Origin of the sequence: Pseudoalteromonas sp. SG41-2 (assembly GCF_014164535.1) — a bacterium.
GTDB classification, from domain to species: Bacteria; Pseudomonadota; Gammaproteobacteria; order Enterobacterales; family Alteromonadaceae; genus Pseudoalteromonas; species Pseudoalteromonas rhizosphaerae.
Genome location: NZ_JACJFK010000027.1, coordinates 51,885 through 72,116 on the forward strand (window position 1 = coordinate 51,885; position 20,232 = coordinate 72,116).

Here is a 20,232-nt window from a genome sequence, read left to right on the forward strand (position 1 = left end):
AAGCTCCCTTATTTATTATCCATATTACTACGGTGCCCATAACTCAATACTCGAGTAATTTCTAATTTGTCGCCTAAGTCATGCCAAAGCATCACAAAATCAGCTTTACCGTCACATTTATTGCCGCCATTTTGACAGAATATGTGAGTTCCTTTGGTCATCACACCAAAATCTTTAATGGTAAACACTTCAAACGTGCCGCTGACCAACTCCCGCGTATACTTGCCACATGCATATTGTTTAGTATTAGCTATCATGGAATTGCGATCCCAGGTAACTCCACCGTTATCATGATAAAACTCAACATCTTCTGCGAAGTAGCTAGCGTGCTTAGCAAGTTGTACTGGGTTATTACAATGATTAAAAGAATCAAAAAGTGCTGTATCTAAACGCATCATTTTACTTTGCAAATCAGTAACATCAGCCTGACTTACCAGCGGCATTAGTAACAATGCAAACAGATATAACTTTTTCATAGTCATTTAAAGCTTCCTGCGTAATAAACGAGCCGATAACATCTCTCGTTTAATTTATTATTGTTGATATATAAACCATATCCCAGTGTTTGTTGCGATTCAATCAGTAACTCCGATTTTTCTATCAATATAAAGATAATGCTTTTTAGACCATACACTCTATTGCTCATTAGATATTAAACACTTTGTTACGCAAAAATACTGTTCAAAATATCTGAGCAATTTATACTGAGGGCAATGTCGATATGATCAGAGGTTTTAGCGTGCAGTTTACACAAGGTATGGAATATTTTTTTTCGGGCTTCAAATTAATTACCCAAAAAGGCTTGAAGCGATTTGTATTTATTCCTTTATTAATCAATATCGTGCTTTTTGGTAGCTCATTATTCTTTTTATATGGCTGGCTTACCGATGGGTTTGCTTATTTAAATGATCTATTACCAACGTGGTTAAGTTGGCTGGAGTGGCTGATGTGGCCTATTGCAGTATTAGTGATTTTATTTAGCTACAGTATGCTGTTTTCGGTGATCACTAATTTCATCGCCGCGCCCTTTAACGGCTTACTCAGTGAAAAAGTAGAGCTGTATTTAACAGGTCAAAAAATTAATGATGATGGCTTAGCGGATATAGTGAAAGATGTGCCACGAATGCTTGGCCGTGAGTGGACTAAGTTGTGCTATTACCTACCACGTGCCATTGGCTTTTTTATCTTACTGTGGATATTGCCTGTTATCGGCCAAGTGTTATGGGTGATGTTTACCTGTTGGATGTATGCCGTGCAATACAAAGATTATCCGTTTGATAATCACAAAATTTGCTTTAAAGAAATGAAAGAAGACTTAAAACAAAAACAAACTCTCTCGTATGGATTCGGCTTAGCCGTATTGTTGCTTACAGCCATTCCTATCGTGAATTTAATTGTTATGCCAGTCGCTGTGTGCGGCGCAACTCGCTTGTGGGTTGATCAATACCGCCCTAAGTATCGCGAATAAAACGCTCAGAGGGGACGACAATATAAGCCATTATTAAGTCCCCTATTTGCAGCACTATTTACACTAAAACTTGCCGTGTATTAGCGATGAAATGATGCACTTCGCGCTCAATTTTAGGATCAACTGGCTGCTCTGGAGCGCGATCATTTGGGCATGGCATCCTTGGAGTTGTGCCAAACAAACGACAAATTAATGGCCGTTCATCATATACAGTGCATCCCTTTGGACCTAAGTGTACACAATTAAATTCATTTAATGCCGCTTCGTGCTCTGCATCGCTTTTTACCGGTAATCGAGACATTTCTTCAGATGATGTTGTCACTGGACCGCAACAATCATGACAACCTTCAACACATTCAAACGATGGAATGTTAGCGCGTAATCGCAAGATTACTTTTTGGTTTTTATACATCAATTTTTACCTTTATTTAGCCAGTATTCATGCCGCACTAAAATTAATTAGCTATATAGGCTTTGCGGCACTTTTGTCACGTTCAGATGTACTGTGATCTCTTCTCTGTCATGATATAAATGCTTAGCTTGTAATTCATAGCTTATACCGTATTTATTAAGCTCTTCTTTGATCATCGTTAAGCACTCATACACACTGTCAAAGCGCTTTTTCATTGGCAGCTTTAAGTTAAAGATAAGTTCTTTCGCGTATGCGTTGACCGCCCAATCAATCATAAGACTGGTTACTTTGGTTGGTTTTTCTACCATATCGCATACTAACCAAGTAATATTTCTTTTCTCAGGGCGGTATTTAAAACCATCAACACGGAAGTGCTTAACTTGACCTGTTTGCATTAAATCATCATTCATTGGGCCGTTATCAATGGCGCTAACAAACATACCGCGACGCACTAGTTGATACGTCCAACCACCTGGGCAGGCACCTAAGTCAACACTGCGCATACCGGCTTGAACCCGCGCTTCACGATCTTTTTCCGCAATAAACACATTAAACGCTTCATCCAGTTTTAAGGTCGAGCGACTCGGTGCATCACTTGGCATTCTTAGTCGTAATATTCCCATAAAAAATGGGGAATTATTATAACTATATGAATGACCGACAAACGCGGTGTTATTAGTTAAAAACATGATGTGCATTACGGGGCGATTGGCTTTAGGTTCGCGTAACACGGTGTTTTGTTTCTCTAAAGCCTTTTTAAGTGGGGTAGAGATTTTTTTGCAGAAAGTTAACAACTCTTTGCCTTCATTGGTATCGGGTGTTTCTACCCGTAGCTCTGAGCAAAGTGGAAAATCGACCGCTGCTTTTACTATTTCGCCAACACGGTCTTCGACGGGCATGTTTTCAAGTAAAGTGCCGGCAAACCACTGACGGGCAAATACCATATTTTTGAAATCAACCTTTTTGATGATTTCATCACTATGCTGCGCTTCAAAACATTCGTAAATAACATAGCCGGTATTTGGCTTTGCTTTTACATACCCAGCAAAACCTTGCTCTGCGGCATGAAATGTTATTTCTGCAGCGGCATCATTTTCAAAACCACTACGGCAGTAAATCACTACACTTGACATAAAAACCCTTTAATTGCTCTTTTGAGCGATATTCTCTATTAAAATTTAAACCGTGCTACTTGCACTAATAAAATAGTCCAACCAATAATAAAACATAAACCACCAACGGGTGTGATGGGGCCAAGCCACTTATAACCGGTGATTGCTAATAAATATAAACTGCCACTAAACAACAAAATACCAGCAATAATAAACCAACCAGCCGATGTGAGGTTAATTCCCCATTTTATTAAAATGGCAATCGCAATTAACGCAAGGCCATGCACCATCTGATACTCTGCCGCAGTTTTAAATATGCCAATAGCATATTCAGAAACACGGCTTTTTAAACCATGAGCCGCAAAGGCGCCCAACACCACTGATAGCATGCAAAATAAACTGCCAGTCATTAAAAATAGTTTAATCATGATTTTTTTCCTGCTAAAGATGCCTTTAAATATGCTGTTTGATAAAACTAGCAGCGTGCTCAGCGGCAGTTTGCACATTACCTAACTCTGTAAAGCCACTGCGTTTGCGTGGTTTTAAGGAATGATCGCCATCAGCTAGCCACACAAACTCTGGGCGTTTATCCAGTTGTAGCTGTGTTAATTCGTCACGGGTACCAAATGTATCGCGCTCGCCTTGGAGCACCATAAACGGGCATGGTATTTTACCAAAATGATCAATGCGTAATTTATCAGGCTTGCCTGGTGGATGAAATGGATAGCCAAATGCCAATACGCCTGAAATTGGTGGCATTGTTACTCGCTCTTCACTGACAAGCATTGATGCCATCCGCCCGCCCATTGACTTGCCACCAATAAATAACGGTAAGCTTGGCTGTACAAAGGTTAATATATGTGCAAAGTATTGCAGTAATTTAGGCGCACGATCTGGCGGGCGACGCTTATTGTTTTGCTTGGCTATTTGCATATATTCAAAGTCAAATAAGCCAACATCAATACCTTTTTCTGCCAGCAAGCTTGCCATTTTCTGCATAAATTCTGAATCACTAGCGGCTCCAGCACCATGGGCAAAAATAAATTGTGCCAAAGCGGGTTGTTGGTCACTTTTAATCCACTCGATAGTCATATTAATACTCTTGCTCTTGTTCAACTAAACTCAGCATCCACTGCTTAAACGATACTATTTTGCCTAATTCAGATTGCGTTTCACGACTTACTAAATAGTACGCATTTTTACTTTCTAAACTGTGGTTAAACGGAATAACTAAACGTCCTGCATCAATATCAGGTTTAGCAAGCACACTGTTACCAATAGCAACGCCTTGACCATGCACAGCTGCTTGCAGCACCATTGATGAGTGACTGAATATTGGTCCTTGGTTTACTTGCACATTACGTACACCGGCGGTTTTCATCCACGTTTTCCAGTTCTTACGGGTGGTATCATGTAATAAAGTATGGTTTGCCAAATCACTTGGCTGATCCAGCGGCTTTGGCCCTGTTAATAGCATAGGGCTACACAAAGGCACTAGGTATTCTGTATGCAGTTTATGCGTTTGCACGCCACTCCAATGACCACGGCCATAATAAATAGCCACATCAACATCATCGGTGAGTGAGTTTTCGTCTTGATCTTGGGCTTTTATTCGTACATCTATCTCAGGGTGCAGTTCGTTAAATAAGCTCAAGCGTGGCACTAACCATTGAATAGCAAAGCTGGGCGTTAAACTCACGGTTAATGAGCCTTTTGCACCACGGGCTAATAGCTTTTCGGTAGCATCAATTAGCTGAGTAAATATTTCTTTAATATCTAAAAAGTAACCTTGGCCTTCTTCGGTGAGTAATAAAGAACGGTTTTTTCGCAAAAATAGTTTTAAGCCAAGATGCTCTTCTAAAGTTTTTATTTGATGACTTACCGCCGCCTGTGTGACGTATAACTCTTCAGCCGCTTTAGTAAAACTCAAATGGCGAGCAGCAGCTTCAAATGCTTTTAATGCGTTTAGTGGCGGAACACGTCGAGACATAGTGATCAAACTTAGAATTAGTTTTTCTTATGGATAAGATTATATACACATGCCAAGGAAGTGTATATTCAAGACATAAAAAAAGCGACTTTCGTCGCTTTTCTTATCACGCTTTGCGATTACAAGTCGCTGGCGCTGGTATCCAATGGGCCAAAGCTTTTAACTAAATCATCCACGGCTTTCATTTGACTTAAATAGCCTTCCAACTTACTTAATGCAAGTGCACATGGGCCATCACATTTAGCTTCATTAGGATTAGGATGCGCTTCAATAAATAAACCCGCTAACCCTAATGCCATGCCGCTGCGAGCAAGTTCTGCCGCTTGTGCACGACGACCATCGGCAGAATCACTGCGCCCACCTGGACGTTGTAAAGCATGAGTGGCATCAAAAATAACCGGAGCCATTGGTTTCATGTCATCCATACCCAGCATATCAACGACTAAGTTGTTATAACCAAAGCTTGAGCCACGCTCGCACAATACAACATTGTTATTACCCGCTTCATTAAATTTAGTAATGATGTGGCGCATTTCGTGCGGGGCTAAAAATTGTGGCTTTTTAACATTAATAATTGCGCCCGTTTTCGCCATTGCGACCACTAAATCTGTTTGGCGCGCCAAAAATGCTGGTAATTGGATAACATCAACCACTTCTGCCACAGGCGCTGCTTGATGCGGCTCATGGACGTCAGTGATCAAAGGAACATTAAACGTTTTTTTGATTTCTTCAAAAATCCTTAAGCCTTCTTCCATGCCTGGACCACGGTATGAATTAATTGATGAACGGTTTGCTTTATCGAATGACGCTTTAAACACATAAGGAATATTAAGCTTAGTGGTCACTTCTACATAATGCTCAGCGATACGCATTGCTAAATCACGAGACTCAAGTACATTCATGCCACCGAACAATACAAACGGTTTTTCGTTTGCCAGTTCAATATCATTAATTTTAATTAAATGGTTGTTCATTTTTATTCCTTAAGGTGCAACTGCTTGCATCATTAAACCACAAATATATGCCATATACGTGCCTACGCCATAGCCCAGAACGGCTAATAATACCCCAACTGGCGCAAGCGATGGGTGAAATGCCGAAGCAACCACTGGTGCCGATGCCGCACCGCCCACATTCGCTTGTGAGCCAACGGCCATATAAAATAGCGGCGCTTTAATTATTTTTGCCACAATTAACATTAAACTGGCATGGGTAAGCATCCAAATTAAGCCAATAACGAAATACATAGGTGATTCAAATATAGCCGTAATATTCATATGAAGGCCAATTGATGCCACTAAAATATATAAAAAGCTGGAGGCTACTTTAGATGCGCCAAAGGCTTCAATATGACGTACTTTAGTAAACGACAATGCAATACCTATGGTCGTCGAAATAACAATTAACCAAAAGAACTTACTGTTTAAGCTATATTCTTGTGCCCATGGAAAGTTAGCGTCAAAGTAAGGTCCTAAAAAGTCTGCACAAAAATGCGCCAGACCGGTAATACCAAATGCAATTGCAATGATCAGCATATAATCATTGAGTGTTGGCAGACGTGCGTGCTCGGCTTGGTATTTTTCAACGCGATTTTTTAACTCTTCAATCGCGCTAGTATCCGCGCCTGTTTTCGCATCAATGGCTTTATGGTTGGCAGCCATTAACAGTAATACTGCCATCCATAAATTAGCGACAATCACATCTACCGTAACCATTGCTGAGAATATATCTCCGCCAACTTCAAACATTTCTTTCATCGATGCTTGGTTTGCACCACCACCAATCCAGCTTCCAGCAATCGTGGTCATGCCACGCCATACTGCATCAGGGCCATGACCACCGACTGCTTCTGGATACACTGCGCTCATGATCAAAATGGCCAACGGGCCGCCGATCACAATACCCGCAGTACCGGTTAAAAACATAATTAATGCTTTCGGACCAAGATTAATAATGGCACGTAAATCAATACTAATGGTCAGTAAAATTAAGCACGCCGGAAGCAAGTAACGTGATGCTACAAAGTACACATTAGATGAATGACCATCAACAATGCCAAAAGTATTCAATAGTGAAGGTAAAAAATAGCACAGTAATAATGCTGGGACATATTTGTAAAACTTTTTCAGTGCGCTATTTTGACTGTTCGATGTTTTAAAAATAAAGCCTAATATTACTGCTAATAAACCAAAGACAACCGCGTCATTGGTGATCAGGGCAGTATGGGCGTCAGCCATGTAAATTCCTTAAAAGTTAATGGTGAGTTTTGTGATTATCTTCAAGTTCTTCAAGTTGATGCTGAATAATATCAATTGCAGGATCATCTGGACACTCATCGATAAAAAATTGTAAGTCGTCACGTGCCATTTTCGGACAATCAAGCTGGTTAAGTAAATAGCCTCTGTCGCGTCTTTCGTACGGGTCATCGCCTATTAGCTCCATCAGCATCTCAACACAGCTCAAAGCATGACCAAATTTATTACTGCTAATAAAGGCCCACTTTTGTTGTGCTAGATAAAGCTTATACACTTCTTCGTCAAAAATGAGCTCAAGCGGCTCTTGCTCATCACCATTTTCTTCACTGGCGTTTTCAGGAATAATATACCAACTTTGTTGACCTGAACTCGGCTCAAGTAAATAACCTTCCTCATCGCTAATAGCAACATGGACATTTATTTCACTATTATTAATCGTTACATTTGCATCAAAACCTGCATGGTTCAGCAAATGGCATAATAAAATACCCAGTGTTGTTTCAGAACCACTGCGCATACTCAGCATATAGCTAAAGCTATTTAAGGTGTATTCTGGGACTTTTAAACTGGATACGCTAAATAACCACTGAGTAAAAAACATATCAACTAGCGCATCAAACCGTTCGTGAATATCAGGGTATTGTTGGCATAGTTCGGTGACTTGATTTTCAAAGTCGCTCAGTGTGGCAAAGCTATCACTTAAATCAGCTTGAGGATCCCACTTCGCTTCAGCGCTTATACAACGATACAACGCTTGGGGAACGAATGTGTCAAAAGCCTCATCTTGATAGGATTCATTTTGATCTTCAAACCAAGGGGTGGTCATTAATACGGCAACATCTTTAATAGAAAATGAATGACTAGTTTACCTATTTTTTTACACAGATACCAACGTAGCACGTTAGATTAACGTTCAAAGACTGTTTAGTGCAGCCTTTGAACACCTTTAGTTACAAAATAAACGCTGTTTTGGCAACCGCTAGCTTACCAATGAAGGCAATGACCACAGTCGTAACAACTAAAAACACAATTTTTATACTGGTTTTTTGCTGTTTACTGGCAATAATACCCAGTGCAATATACGCCACTACAAGAATAATCTTTTCAAGCAGCCAGGTTTGTTCTAGTGGATTAATTTTTGCAATAGCCATCAGCGCGAAGGCTGAAATAAGTAAAAACGTATCGGTTGCGTGACTACCAATAAATACCAATTTATTTTTAGCGATTGCACCACTGCCGAGGCGAGAAAATGAACGTAGATAAAATAGAACAATGCTTAAAACTGCAATTGCCATGTGTGTGTGTTTGACTGCTAAATAATCCATATGCCCCTAACTACTCATTAATGTTAAAAAAGAAATTGTACCAATGTTGTTAAACATGCCTATTCTAATGCGTTAAATAACTCACCAGTTCAATGCACTGGGTATTATTTTTTAATCTGGAAAACGCATTAAAATTTCTTCAAGCTCCGCTAGGTTGTCGTTAAATGCATCGACCAGTTTAGGCTCAAAGTGTTTGCCTTTTTGCTGATTGATTTCATTAACGACATCATCAAGCGTCCACGCTTCTTTGTAACAGCGTTTATGGCGCAGCGCATCATACACATCGGCAATCGCCACTATACGGCCAAAAATATGAATGTCTTCTCCTTGGATCCCTTGTGGGTAACCTGAACCATCCCATTTTTCATGGTGATCACGTGCAATTTGAGCACCTGCATTAACGATTTCACGACGAGAATCTTGTAAGATGAGGTAACCTTTTTGAGTGTGCGTTTTCATGATTTCCCACTCTTCGGAGGTCAATTTACCCGGCTTATTTAAAATAGCATCAGGAATACCCACTTTTCCAACATCATGAAGTGGCGACGCTAAACGAACTAAGTCAGCCTCACGTTTCGATAAACCATACGCCAGTGCTAAAGTATGACATATATGCGAAACCCGCTTAACATGATTGCCCGTTTCGGTTGAACGCTGCTCCAGAGCTTCGCTTAAACGAAGCACTAATTCTTGCTGAGTTGCTTCGACCTCGGATTGTAATTGCACATTCTCATACGCTAACTGTACATTTTGCGAAAATATTTCAATTAAATGGCGCTGTGTATCCGATAAGTCGTGTGGAATACCGGATATAAAAAGCATTGAATTATGATTGTGTTCGCTGCAACAGTATGCAAACAAATAATTGTCTTTATAAACAATGTTTTTATCTCTAAATGCTTGTTTACATGCTGATAGCTGCTCGGTATTTAATACCTCTTCAATTGCTTTACCTTCGCTGCGTTCAAAATCGCCTCGCCCAGAAAACACCACTAATTTATGCTGATTATCTTGTGGGTTACCTGCCACTAAACTGGTGGCGTACATTGCTTGATCAACAGTGCCGAGCAACGATGTTAATTGTTGCATCACCCCTTCAATAAAATGATCAAGTGAGTGCGCTGAAAAAATATCTCGAGATGCTTTAATGATTTTTTCAAGCCCTTGACGAGATTGTTCAATCGATAAAATATCGCGATAAGAACGTAAGCTCGACATCACTACAGTAAATAGTTTTTGTGCGGTAAGTTCAGTTTTTGATTTGTAGTCATTGATATCATAACTAACAATGACTTGGCGCTCTGGCGCTTGGCCGGGTTGACCAGTACGAAGGATAATACGGATATGATTATTTTTAGCGACTTCACGAATATATTGCGCGACTTTCAAACCTGCATCGTCGGTTTCCATCACCACATCAAGCAGTACAATTGCAGCATCGGGATTATTATCTATTTGTACTTTAGCCTCAGCCCCTGAGTATGCACTAATAAACTCTAAACGCTTGTCTTGAAACTCAAAATCACTCAATGCCAGTTTCGTGACAGCATGAACTTCAGGCTCATCATCAACAATGATGACTTTCCATGTCCCCTTAACTACTTCACTTTCTACATCTTGTGGTTCATCCGAAAACAAAAAATCATCCATCATACTGAGTCCTCAAAGGCGTTTATTTTGCTCTCGCACTGTAATTGTTATAATTATCCCGGCCACTGTGCGAGCGTTACACGATCGTTATTTGCTAAATCTTTAACTGTAAGTATATTTGTATACGCCATTTGTGCAAAAAAACTATGCACTTTAGTACTTTGTTGATATCCATGCTCAATAACAAGGTAACCATTTGACGTTAAAAAATTGCGTGCTTGAGTAATAATATACTTTATATCAGCCATACCGTCATCATCGGCAACTAACGCAGAAAGAGGTTCAAAACGAACGTCACCTTGATTTAAGTGAATATCATCATATTCAATATACGGCGGATTACTAACTATTAGATCAAACTGTTGTGCTGTAACTTGGCTAAACCAATCACTTTGCACAAAGTCTACATTAATAAAGCCTAACCGCTGCTTATTTGTATTCGCAAGCGCTACAGCATCAGCAACCCTATCAACCCCTGTGATTTGCCAAAGTGGCATTTCGCTGGCAAGTGCAAGCGCAATTGCACCAGTCCCAGTGCCTAAATCAAGCACTTTAGCGGCCACAGGTAAAGGCAAACTGAGCGTATATTCAACCAGTGTTTCGGTATCTGGGCGAGGGATCAGCGTAGTGGGATTAACCTGCAGTGGCAAACTCCAAAATTCACGCGTGCCCGTTATATGAGCCACTGGCTCACCTGTTAAGCGACGTTGACAATAACTTTCAAATAGCTGTTGTTGTTGCGGTGTTAACTTTTGTTCTGGCCAGCTAAATAAGTAGCTACGTGGTTTTTGTAATACGTCGAGCAATAATACTTGAGCGTCTAATTTGGCACTATCGCTGCTACTTTGCAGCAGCAAAGTAGCACGCGAAACAGCACTTTCAATCGTGTCGGTCACGATTACTCATCACCCATAGCGGCTAGTAAATCAGCCTGATGCTCTTGCATTAGCGGCTCAATCACACAACCTAAGTCGCCGGCAACTACCTCATTTAAACGGTATAAAGTGAGATTGATACGGTGATCTGTAATACGTCCTTGCGGATAGTTATAAGTACGAATACGTTCCGAACGGTCACCGCTACCGACTAAATTACGACGCTCTGATGCTTCAGCCGCGTGGCGTTTTTCATCTTCCGCTTGTTGTAGACGTGCAGCAAGCACTGACATCGCTTTCGCGCGATTTTTATGCTGTGAACGTTCATCTTGACACTCAACCACGACACCTGTTGGTAAGTGGGTAATACGAATTGCCGAGTCAGTTTTATTAACGTGCTGACCACCGGCACCTGAGGCACGGAACGTATCAACTTTAATATCAGCGGTATTAATTTGAATCGCTTCAGCTTCTGGCACTTCAGCCATTACCGCAACAGTACACGCAGAGGTATGTACTCGTCCTTGCGATTCAGTTTCTGGCACACGTTGTACCCGGTGAGCACCAGATTCAAACTTCAATTGCCCGTACACGCCTTCACCACTAATGTTAGCAATGACTTCTTTGTAACCACCGTGCTCACCTTCATTGGTGCTCACAATCTCTACTTTCCACTTTTTAGTTTCAGCATAACGGGTATACATACGGAATAAATCACCAGCAAAAATGGCTGCTTCATCGCCTCCCGTGCCGGCACGTACTTCTAAAAACACATTATTATTGTCGCGCGGATCTTTTGGTAGCATCAACACTTGTATTTGATCTTCGATAGCAAGGATTTGCGCTTTGGCTTCTTTGTATTCTTCTTGCGCCATCTCACGCATATCAGGATCCGAATCCTTTAGCATTTCTTCTGCTGTAGCAACATCATCTTGTGTTTGCTGATAGCCTAAAAATGCTTTAACAATTTCTTCCAACTCAGAATATTCTTTTGAAAGCGCACGAAAACGATTTTGGTCGCTAATAACTGACGGATCACTTAGCAGCGCTTGTACTTCTTCATAACGCTCTACTAAGGTTTCTAACTTACGATAAACGGACTCTTTCATGTAACTGCTATTCCTGATCAATACCTAACATTTTCTTTAATTGGCTTAACTGAGCAACTTCACCTTTTTTAGCCGCATCTTGAATTGCACGGGTAGGCGCGTGCATTAGGCGGTTGGTTAACTTGTTGGCCAGCTCTAAAATAATTTTTTCTGCGTCTTTACCAGTGTTTAATTGGCTTATTGCCTTATCAACCAGCTCAGACTTAATATCGTGTACATCTTGGCGATAAGAGCGGATCAGATCGACAGAGTCGAGTGAACGCATCCACATCACAAATTCCGCACAGCGCTGGGTAATAATCACTTGCGCTTCATCGGCGGCTTGTTCTCTTGAAGCGATATTTTCGCTTACTATTGCCTGTAAGTCATCAACCGAATACAAATAGGCCGCATCTAATTCACCAACTTGGCTTTCAATATCGCGCGGTACTGCAATATCAATAAATAACATTGGCTTATTACGGCGTTGTTTTAGCGCTTGTTCAACTACCCCTTTACCAATAATTGGCAAAGTACTTGCTGTCGAACTGATCACTATATCCGCCTGATGTAAGCGTTCAGGTAACTGCGCTAACGCAATAACGTCGGCATTAACATCTTCTGCCAGAAGGCGTGCACGCTCTATGGTGCGATTCGCCACGGTGATCTGTTGTGGTTCATTTTGATATAAATGTTTCGCTACCAGCTCAATTGTTTCCCCGGCACCAATTAATAGCACTTTGGTTTTATCTAACTTGCCATATATATGTTTAGCTAAATTAACCGCAGCATAAGCAACAGACACCGCACTGGCGCCTATATCGGTTTCCGTTCTTACTTGTTTTGCTACCGAAAAGGTTTTTTGAAATAACCGGTCAAATACCACACTCACCGAATTGTGATTTTTGGCGCTATTATAAGCTTGCTTTATTTGACCAAGAATTTGCGGTTCACCTAGCACCAAAGAATCTAGGCCACATGACACACGCATTAAATGATTGATAGCATCATTATCTTGATGACAATATACATTACTGCTCAGTTCGTATTCATCCAAACCGTGGAAACTAGCTAACCATTGCAACAGTATTTGGGAATTTTGCTGAGCGAGGCTACAATAGATTTCTGTTCGGTTACATGTGGACACAATAACCGCTTCATTAAACTGATCGTGATCGCTCAGTTGCTGTAATGCTTCTGACAATTGCTCAGGCGAAAAGGCAACCTTTTCGCGTAATTCTACAGATGCGGTTTTATGATTAATACCAAGTGCTACTATGGTCATATGTGCCAAATATTGCTAAGCCGTGCTCGAAAGACGATAATTTTACCAAAAATCAGCGGAATATGGAAAGTAAGGAACGACATTTGATTCGACTATATTTGATTTTACTCATATTTTTTTTATTTTTAAGTGGTTGTGCGCAGCAAATTAGCCCTCAAACAGCTCTTTATGACGATTGGAAGTCGCAATTATCACAACAAACCAATTGGCAAGTTGAAGGAAAACTGGCTTTTATTAGTCCAGATGAACGCCAATCAGCAAACTTAAATTGGCAACAACAAGAACAGTTAAACCAACTTATTCTAACGAGTTTTATCGGTACCCGTGTTTTAGCATTAACACAAAATACTAACGGCGCTGAACTTGAATACGATGATCACATTTACCATGACATTAATGCATCGCGCCTGCTTGCTAGGCTCACTGGTTTTAATATACCGATGGACAGCGCCGATAATTGGTTAAAAGGCACTGTTGACGATCCAAGTTTGCAAGTTGATGAACTAGGCCGAGCAAAAAATGTAACTTGGCACGCACCCGATGGCGATCAATGGCAAATAAGCTACGCTGATTACCAACAATACGCCGGATTTTGGTTACCTAAAAAGCTCACGTTAAAACACCAAGATATTAAAATAAAAATTCAACTTTACGAGTGGCACTTTAACTAACATGACTACGCACACTATGACTTCATTTTCGTTATTGGCTCCTGCCAAGCTCAATTTATTTTTACACATTAATGGCCGTCGTGAAGATGGCTATCATGAACTGGAAACCTTATTTACTTTTTTAAATTATGGCGATCAACTCACATTTACTTTGACTGAAACAACTGAAATTGAAGTCACTGGTGACACCACCGATATCCCCCTAAAAGATAATTTGATCTATAAAGCGGCCGTTTTATTACAAAAACACACAAATTCCCTTTTTGGCGCAAAAATAAATTTAACTAAAATATTACCAATGGGAGGCGGCGTTGGTGGTGGTTCTTCAGATGCGGCCAGCACACTTTTAGCGCTTAATAAATTATGGCAATGCCAGTTATCACTATCTGAATTAGCAGCGCTTGGCGTGCAGTTAGGCGCAGATGTGCCGGTGTTCATTAACGGCAAAAGCGCCCTAGCTCAAGGCATTGGCGAGAAGTTAGTGAATGTAGAGCTGCCGTCAAAATGGTATTGTGTAGTGCATCCAAGTGAACATGTCAGCACCGCGAAAATTTTTACTCACCCAGATTTAAAACGCAATACACCGAAGCTAAAAGGCCACTGGCAACAACAAACATTAGCCAACGATTGCGAGCCTTTAGTTAAAAAGCTCTGCCCTGAGGTTGAAAAGACCCTCCAGTGGTTGCTAAAATACTCTCCGTCGAAGATGACTGGCACAGGTTCATGCTGTTTTGTTGAATTTGCCACGCAAAAAGAAGCGCAACATGTTCTTGAAAATCTCCCCCATAACTGGGACGGTTTTATTGCCAGCAGCGTTAATATCTCTCCTGCTCATACGCAGTTGGACGCTATACATTGAAGCAATGAAGTAATGTACAAGTAAATAAAGTTTAAGTTAATAAGCTATACTTTTTTTATCGCTTATTAGTCCAAAAATTCAGTGCCTGAGGAACCCTACCGTGCCTGACATGAAGCTCTTCGCTGGTAACGCAACACCTGAGTTAGCTCAAAAAGTTGCAAAACGTTTATATATTGAAGTTGGCGATGCTGTTGTTGGCCGTTTTAGCGACGGTGAGATCAGTGTTCAAATTAATGAAAATGTTCGTGGCTCGGATGTTTTTATTGTGCAATCAACCTGTGCCCCTACTAACGATAACTTGATGGAGCTTATTGTAATGGTTGATGCCTTACGTCGTGCATCTGCAGGTCGTATAACAGCCGTCATTCCTTATTTTGGTTATGCACGTCAAGATCGCCGCGTGCGCTCTGCTCGCGTACCAATCACAGCAAAAGTTGTTGCTGATTTCTTATCAAGTGTAGGTGTTGACCGAGTTCTAACGGTTGATTTACACGCTGAGCAAATCCAAGGCTTCTTTGATGTACCAGTTGATAATGTGTTCGGTAGCCCAGTGCTACTTGAAGATATGAAAGAGCGTCAATTTGATGATGTTGTTGTTGTATCACCTGATATCGGCGGTGTAGTTCGTGCCCGTGCTATTGCTAAGTTATTAAACGATACCGATCTTGCCATTATTGATAAGCGTCGCCCACAAGCGAATGTTTCTCAAGTAATGCACATTATTGGTGACGTTGAAGGCCGTGACTGTATCATCGTTGATGATATGATCGATACTGGCGGTACCTTATGTAAAGCAGCTGAAGCACTTAAAGAACACGGTGCTAAGCGAGTATTCGCTTACGCTACTCACCCTGTACTTTCTGGCCAAGCATTAGAAAACATTCGTAACTCAGTAATTGATGAAGTGATTGTAACTGACTCAATTCCACTGTCTGCTGAATTAAAAGCAATTGATAAAATTAAAGTGTTAACACTTGCAGACATGCTAGCTGAAACAATTCGCCGTATCAGCAATGAAGAATCTATTTCAGCGATGTTCGAACACTAAACTTGGTTTAGTTAAAATATCCTGATGTAATAAAGCGCCTCGTTGGCGCTTTTTTTATGTATCGTGTTTCTTTTAATTAGTCGCGGTGGTATGATAGCGCGCCTTTTGGCTAGGGACCTTGGTCGCAAAGGCCCTACACTATTTAATTATTGGAGACATCATGTCTAACGAAACATATACATTTAATGCAGAATTACGCACAGCTACGGGTACAGGTGCGAGCCGCCGCCTACGTCGTGAAGATAAAATCCCTGCGATCCTTTACGGTGCTGACAAAGAAGCTGCATCACTTACTTTTGAACACAAAGATATTATCAAAGCACAAGAAAGTGAAGGTTTTTACACTCACATCCTTACTCTTGATATCGCTGGTGAAAAAGTTGAAGCTATCCTTAAAGATATCCAACGTCACCCGTTCAAGCCTAAAATCACTCACCTTGATTTCCAACGTGTAGATGCTACTCACAAACTTAACACTAAAGTACCAGTTCACTTCATCGGTGAAGAAGCGGTAACTAAAGCGGGTAACACTGTAGTTCACCAATTAACAGAAATCGAAATCACGTGTCTTCCTAAGTCACTTCCTGAATTCGTAGAAGTTGACGTAGCTGGCCTAGTTGCTGGTGACTCAATACACATCTCTGACGTTAAACTTCCAGCAGGTGTTTCATCTGTTGATTTAGCGAAAGGTGCTGATCACGACCAGTCTATCGTAACTATCAAAGCTAACAAAGCTGCGCCAGTTGAAGACGAAGCTGCAGAATAAATTTTAAGGTTTGCACCTTGAATTCTATTCAAATGCTTGTGGGCCTGGCTAATCCAGGCCCCGAATACGCAAACACACGCCACAATGCAGGTGCTTGGTTCATCGAGCAACTCGCTGCACGCTACAACTGTACGCTAAAACACGATCCTAAGTATCACGGCCTTACCGGCAAAGTGATCATCCAAGGTCAAGAATTCAAATTACTGATCCCTACTACTTATATGAATTTAAGTGGTAAAGCTGTCGGTAGTTTAGCCAACTTTTTCAAAATTCCTGTTGAGAGCATCCTAGTTGCCCATGACGAAATGGATTTAGAACCCGGTGTTGCCAAATTAAAAAAAGGTGGCGGACACGGTGGCCATAATGGTTTAAAAGACATTATTGCAAAGATGGCAAATCAAAAAGATTTCATGCGTTTGCGCGTTGGCATAGGTCATCCAGGACACCGTGAAATGGTGACCGGATGGGTGCTTGGAAAAGCAGCCAAAGAAGACCAAGAGAAAATGGATGCCGCAGTAGATGAAGCAGTTCGTTGTATGGAAATACTTGCAAAAGACGGTGTGTTAAAAGCACAAAACAGACTACATTCGTTTAAGCCATAATTGGTTAAGCGGATCTAAACAAGGTATCTTAACTATGGGTTTCAAATGTGGCATCGTCGGTTTGCCTAATGTTGGTAAATCAACACTTTTCAATGCATTAACCAAAGCGGGTATTGAAGCCGCTAACTTTCCTTTTTGTACCATCGAGCCAAATACGGGCGTGGTACCGGTGCCAGATCCTCGTCTAGACGAACTTGCAAAGATTGTAAAACCACAACGTATTCTTACAACGAGTATGGAATTTGTGGATATTGCAGGTCTTGTAAAAGGCGCATCGAAAGGGGAAGGTCTTGGTAACCAGTTTTTAGCTAACATTCGTGAAACCGATGCAATTGGCCACGTAGTACGCTGCTTTGAAGATGACAACATCATTCACGTTGCAGGTACCATTGATCCTGCTGATGATATTGATGTGATCAACACCGAGTTAGTACTTGCTGATATGGATAGCGCTGAAAAAGCCCTTTTCCGTAACGCGAAAAAAGCCAAAGGTGGCGATAAAGACGCAAAAGAACAAAATGCCGTACTTGAAAAAGTAAAAGTACACCTTGATGAAGGCTTAACTTTACGTTCTTTAGCATTAACTAAAGAAGAAAAAGCGGCTATTAGCTCTGTTAACTTCTTAACAATCAAACCAACTATGTATATTGCTAACGTAGCTGAAGATGGTTTTGAAAATAACCCATATCTTGACCGTGTACGCGAAATTGCTGCTGCTGAAGATGCTGTTGTTGTGCCTGTATGCGCCGCGATTGAATCTGAGCTTTCGGAATTAGATGAAGAAGATAAACTTGAGTTTATGGCCGATCTTGGTCTGGATGAGCCAGGTTTGAATCTAGTGATCCGTGGTGGTTATGAGTTACTTCATTTACAAACCTACTTTACTGCAGGTGTAAAAGAAGTACGTGCATGGACAATCCCAGTAGGTGCAACTGCGCCACAAGCTGCAGGTAAAATCCACACTGACTTTGAGCGTGGCTTTATCCGTGCACAGACCATCGCTTTTGATGACTACATCGCCTATAAAGGTGAAAGTGGTGCAAAAGAAGCAGGTAAGATGCGCCAAGAAGGCAAAGAATACATAGTTAAAGATGGCGATGTAATGAACTTCTTGTTCAATGTTTAACACCATCCCAGTGTGACCTATCACCTTTAGTGATTTTTAAAGGCTCGTTTTTACGAGCCTTTTTTATTTTTGCACTATCATTAAATATCAGCTGTTGTGAATAAGTCACAATAAAGCAGTTAAAAAAACACCATTTTTATTAAAATTTAGCCTGTTAGCCTATTTTTCCCGCAAACAAACCAAGATACGTGTTTTTTTGCAAAAAAGGTGTTGACGGATTTGGGTCATATCAGCATAATACGCCCCGCACTCAGCGATGAAGTGCTAACAAAAAAGATGGCTAAGTAGCTCAGCTGGTTAGAGCACATCACTCATAATGATGGGGTCACAGGTTCAAATCCCGTCTTAGCCACCATTATTTTTTGTTGCTCAATGAAGAGTTTAAAATAACTACCTAGTGTTTTATTACACAACGTATGCGGGAGTGGCGGAATTGGTAGACGCGCTGGATTTAGGTTCCAGTATCTTAGGATGTGAGAGTTCAAGTCTCTCCTTCCGCACCATGTTCTTGATAAGAATTAAAATTATCAATTGTTATTGTTGGGATATCGCCAAGCGGTAAGGCACCAGGTTTTGATCCTGGCATTCCCAGGTTCAAATCCTGGTATCCCAGCCAACAATGGCTAAGTAGCTCAGCTGGTTAGAGCACATCACTCATAATGATGGGGTCACAGGTTCAAATCCCGTCTTAGCCACCATTTCTTTTTTAGAAGTGGCTCTGCAAGAGTTAAATTGCAACTCAATGAAGAGTTTAAAATAACTACCATTTCTTTGATTAATTCAAAGTGATAATGCGGGAGTGGCGGAATTGGTAGACGCGCTGGATTTAGGTTCCAGTATCTTAGGATGTGAGAGTTCAAGTCTCTCCTTCCGCACCATGTTCTTGATAAGAACTAAAACTATCAATTGATTCTTTGTTGGGATATCGCCAAGCGGTAAGGCACCAGGTTTTGATCCTGGCATTCCCAGGTTCAAATCCTGGTATCCCAGCCAACTTCTTCTACCAAAGAGTGTTGTTAAAGAATAACTCTAGCTACGAGTATAAACAGCAAAAACGTATATAATTATACGGACTATGCGGGAGTGGCGGAATTGGTAGACGCGCTGGATTTAGGTTCCAGTATCTTAGGATGTGAGAGTTCAAGTCTCTCCTTCCGCACCATTTTCTTGATAAGAATTAAAACTATCAACTGTTTCTTTGTTGGGATATCGCCAAGCGGTAAGGCACCAGGTTTTGATCCTGGCATTCCCAGGTTCAAATCCTGGTATCCCAGCCAACATTCTTCTACCAAAGAATGTTGTTAAAGAATAACTCTAGCTACGAGTATAAACAGCAAAAACGTATATAATTATACAGACTATGCGAGAGTGGCGGAATTGGCAGTTGTCTTGAATTAGACGCTGGATTTAGGTTCCAATACATTAATACTGTATATGATCGATGCGGGAGTGGCGGAATTGGTAGACGCGCTGGATTTAGGTTCCAGTATCTTAGGATGTGAGAGTTCAAGTCTCTCCTTCCGCACCATGTTCTTACCTAGAACTAAAACTAATAAAATTTAAAGTTGGGATATCGCCAAGCGGTAAGGCACCAGGTTTTGATCCTGGCATTCCCAGGTTCAAATCCTGGTATCCCAGCCAATTTTATCAACTCCCTTCTCTATCTTTTATCTTTTATCTTTTATCTTTTATCTTTTATC

At 40.9% G+C, this 20,232-nt stretch carries 21 protein-coding genes and 10 tRNA genes; 17 read left to right on the forward strand and 14 right to left on the reverse strand.

Features of this window, described 5'->3' with window-relative positions; genetic code table 11:
- Positions 1-8: 8 nt before the first annotated feature.
- A complete protein-coding gene (locus tag H5186_RS18470; protein WP_259400372.1) occupies positions 9-482 on the reverse strand; it encodes a nuclear transport factor 2 family protein in 474 nt (157 codons plus the stop codon).
- Between the two features lie 275 nt (positions 483-757).
- On the opposite strand from H5186_RS18470, the gene cysZ reads away from it, so the two are divergent.
- The gene (cysZ, locus tag H5186_RS18475) at positions 758-1,468 is read left to right on the forward strand and encodes a sulfate transporter CysZ (RefSeq protein ID WP_220491324.1); all 711 of its coding nucleotides are present in this window, start codon (positions 758-760) and stop codon (positions 1,466-1,468) included.
- 58 nt (positions 1,469-1,526) lie between these two features.
- On the opposite strand, the gene H5186_RS18480 is transcribed toward cysZ, so the two are convergent.
- The 13 genes from H5186_RS18480 to hemA all read right to left on the reverse strand — a co-directional run bounded on the left by H5186_RS18480 (position 1,527) and on the right by hemA (position 13,460).
- Positions 1,527-1,880 (reverse strand): YkgJ family cysteine cluster protein, encoded by a 354-nt coding sequence (locus tag H5186_RS18480; RefSeq protein WP_145240659.1) that lies wholly within the window; start codon positions 1,878-1,880, stop codon positions 1,527-1,529.
- A gap of 47 nt (positions 1,881-1,927) precedes the next feature.
- Positions 1,928-3,013 carry a 23S rRNA (cytidine(2498)-2'-O)-methyltransferase RlmM gene (gene rlmM, locus H5186_RS18485; RefSeq protein WP_182740340.1) on the reverse strand — a complete coding sequence of 362 codons (1,086 nt, stop codon included), beginning with the start codon at positions 3,011-3,013 and terminating at the stop codon, positions 1,928-1,930.
- A 38-nt stretch (positions 3,014-3,051) separates the two neighbouring features.
- The gene (locus H5186_RS18490) at positions 3,052-3,420 is read right to left on the reverse strand and encodes a DUF423 domain-containing protein (protein ID WP_182768075.1); all 369 of its coding nucleotides are present in this window, start codon (positions 3,418-3,420) and stop codon (positions 3,052-3,054) included.
- 25 nt (positions 3,421-3,445) lie between these two features.
- Positions 3,446-4,084 (reverse strand): alpha/beta family hydrolase, encoded by a 639-nt coding sequence (locus H5186_RS18495; RefSeq protein ID WP_182784626.1) that lies wholly within the window; start codon positions 4,082-4,084, stop codon positions 3,446-3,448.
- Between the two features lies 1 nt (position 4,085).
- The gene (locus H5186_RS18500) at positions 4,086-4,982 is read right to left on the reverse strand and encodes a transcriptional regulator GcvA (RefSeq protein WP_145240653.1); all 897 of its coding nucleotides are present in this window, start codon (positions 4,980-4,982) and stop codon (positions 4,086-4,088) included.
- Positions 4,983-5,101: 119 nt separating this feature from the next.
- Positions 5,102-5,956, reverse strand: coding sequence for a 3-deoxy-8-phosphooctulonate synthase (kdsA, locus tag H5186_RS18505; protein ID WP_145240651.1), 855 nt, complete (start codon positions 5,954-5,956; stop codon positions 5,102-5,104).
- Between the two features lie 9 nt (positions 5,957-5,965).
- Positions 5,966-7,219: a DUF819 domain-containing protein gene (locus H5186_RS18510; protein ID WP_182794762.1), complete on the reverse strand. Its 1,254-nt coding sequence runs from the start codon at positions 7,217-7,219 to the stop codon at positions 5,966-5,968.
- 16 nt (positions 7,220-7,235) lie between these two features.
- Positions 7,236-8,063: a tetratricopeptide repeat protein gene (locus H5186_RS18515; protein WP_145240647.1), complete on the reverse strand. Its 828-nt coding sequence runs from the start codon at positions 8,061-8,063 to the stop codon at positions 7,236-7,238.
- A gap of 124 nt (positions 8,064-8,187) precedes the next feature.
- Positions 8,188-8,562 (reverse strand): SirB2 family protein, encoded by a 375-nt coding sequence (locus tag H5186_RS18520; protein WP_182740343.1) that lies wholly within the window; start codon positions 8,560-8,562, stop codon positions 8,188-8,190.
- Between the two features lie 111 nt (positions 8,563-8,673).
- Entirely contained in the window at positions 8,674-10,215 is a 1,542-nt protein-coding gene (locus H5186_RS18525; RefSeq protein ID WP_182768073.1) for a response regulator, read from the reverse strand.
- A gap of 50 nt (positions 10,216-10,265) precedes the next feature.
- Positions 10,266-11,108: a peptide chain release factor N(5)-glutamine methyltransferase gene (prmC, locus tag H5186_RS18530; protein WP_149980712.1), complete on the reverse strand. Its 843-nt coding sequence runs from the start codon at positions 11,106-11,108 to the stop codon at positions 10,266-10,268.
- A gap of 2 nt (positions 11,109-11,110) precedes the next feature.
- Positions 11,111-12,196, reverse strand: a complete 1,086-nt coding sequence (gene prfA, locus H5186_RS18535) for a peptide chain release factor 1 (RefSeq protein WP_145240641.1) — start codon at positions 12,194-12,196, stop codon at positions 11,111-11,113.
- Between the two features lie 7 nt (positions 12,197-12,203).
- A complete protein-coding gene (hemA, locus tag H5186_RS18540; protein WP_182719176.1) occupies positions 12,204-13,460 on the reverse strand; it encodes a glutamyl-tRNA reductase in 1,257 nt (418 codons plus the stop codon).
- Between the two features lie 83 nt (positions 13,461-13,543).
- On the opposite strand from hemA, the gene lolB reads away from it, so the two are divergent.
- From lolB to H5186_RS18620, 16 genes are all read left to right on the forward strand, one after another.
- The gene (gene lolB, locus H5186_RS18545) at positions 13,544-14,131 is read left to right on the forward strand and encodes a lipoprotein insertase outer membrane protein LolB (RefSeq protein WP_149980714.1); all 588 of its coding nucleotides are present in this window, start codon (positions 13,544-13,546) and stop codon (positions 14,129-14,131) included.
- Between the two features lies 1 nt (position 14,132).
- A complete protein-coding gene (gene ispE, locus H5186_RS18550) occupies positions 14,133-14,990 on the forward strand; it encodes a 4-(cytidine 5'-diphospho)-2-C-methyl-D-erythritol kinase (protein WP_259400373.1) in 858 nt (285 codons plus the stop codon).
- Positions 14,991-15,090: 100 nt separating this feature from the next.
- Positions 15,091-16,038, forward strand: a complete 948-nt coding sequence (locus H5186_RS18555) for a ribose-phosphate pyrophosphokinase (protein ID WP_145240635.1) — start codon at positions 15,091-15,093, stop codon at positions 16,036-16,038.
- 160 nt (positions 16,039-16,198) lie between these two features.
- Positions 16,199-16,804 carry a 50S ribosomal protein L25/general stress protein Ctc gene (locus H5186_RS18560; RefSeq protein ID WP_145240633.1) on the forward strand — a complete coding sequence of 202 codons (606 nt, stop codon included), beginning with the start codon at positions 16,199-16,201 and terminating at the stop codon, positions 16,802-16,804.
- Between the two features lie 17 nt (positions 16,805-16,821).
- The gene (gene pth / locus H5186_RS18565; RefSeq protein WP_145240631.1) at positions 16,822-17,406 is read left to right on the forward strand and encodes an aminoacyl-tRNA hydrolase; all 585 of its coding nucleotides are present in this window, start codon (positions 16,822-16,824) and stop codon (positions 17,404-17,406) included.
- A gap of 34 nt (positions 17,407-17,440) precedes the next feature.
- Complete coding sequence (ychF, locus tag H5186_RS18570; RefSeq protein ID WP_145240629.1) at positions 17,441-18,532, forward strand: redox-regulated ATPase YchF; 1,092 nt, start codon at positions 17,441-17,443, stop codon at positions 18,530-18,532.
- 278 nt (positions 18,533-18,810) lie between these two features.
- Positions 18,811-18,887 (forward strand) — tRNA-Met (locus tag H5186_RS18575).
- A gap of 63 nt (positions 18,888-18,950) precedes the next feature.
- Positions 18,951-19,035: transfer RNA gene (locus H5186_RS18580), tRNA-Leu, on the forward strand.
- Between the two features lie 38 nt (positions 19,036-19,073).
- Positions 19,074-19,148: transfer RNA gene (locus tag H5186_RS18585), tRNA-Gln, on the forward strand.
- A gap of 5 nt (positions 19,149-19,153) precedes the next feature.
- Positions 19,154-19,230: transfer RNA gene (locus H5186_RS18590), tRNA-Met, on the forward strand.
- A 95-nt stretch (positions 19,231-19,325) separates the two neighbouring features.
- Positions 19,326-19,410: transfer RNA gene (locus tag H5186_RS18595), tRNA-Leu, on the forward strand.
- Between the two features lie 40 nt (positions 19,411-19,450).
- A tRNA-Gln gene (locus H5186_RS18600) sits at positions 19,451-19,525 on the forward strand.
- A gap of 84 nt (positions 19,526-19,609) precedes the next feature.
- Positions 19,610-19,694 (forward strand) — tRNA-Leu (locus tag H5186_RS18605).
- 40 nt (positions 19,695-19,734) lie between these two features.
- Positions 19,735-19,809, forward strand: a tRNA-Gln gene (locus H5186_RS18610).
- Between the two features lie 166 nt (positions 19,810-19,975).
- Positions 19,976-20,060: transfer RNA gene (locus tag H5186_RS18615), tRNA-Leu, on the forward strand.
- Positions 20,061-20,098: 38 nt separating this feature from the next.
- Positions 20,099-20,173: transfer RNA gene (locus tag H5186_RS18620), tRNA-Gln, on the forward strand.
- The last annotated feature ends 59 nt before the right edge of the window (positions 20,174-20,232 follow it).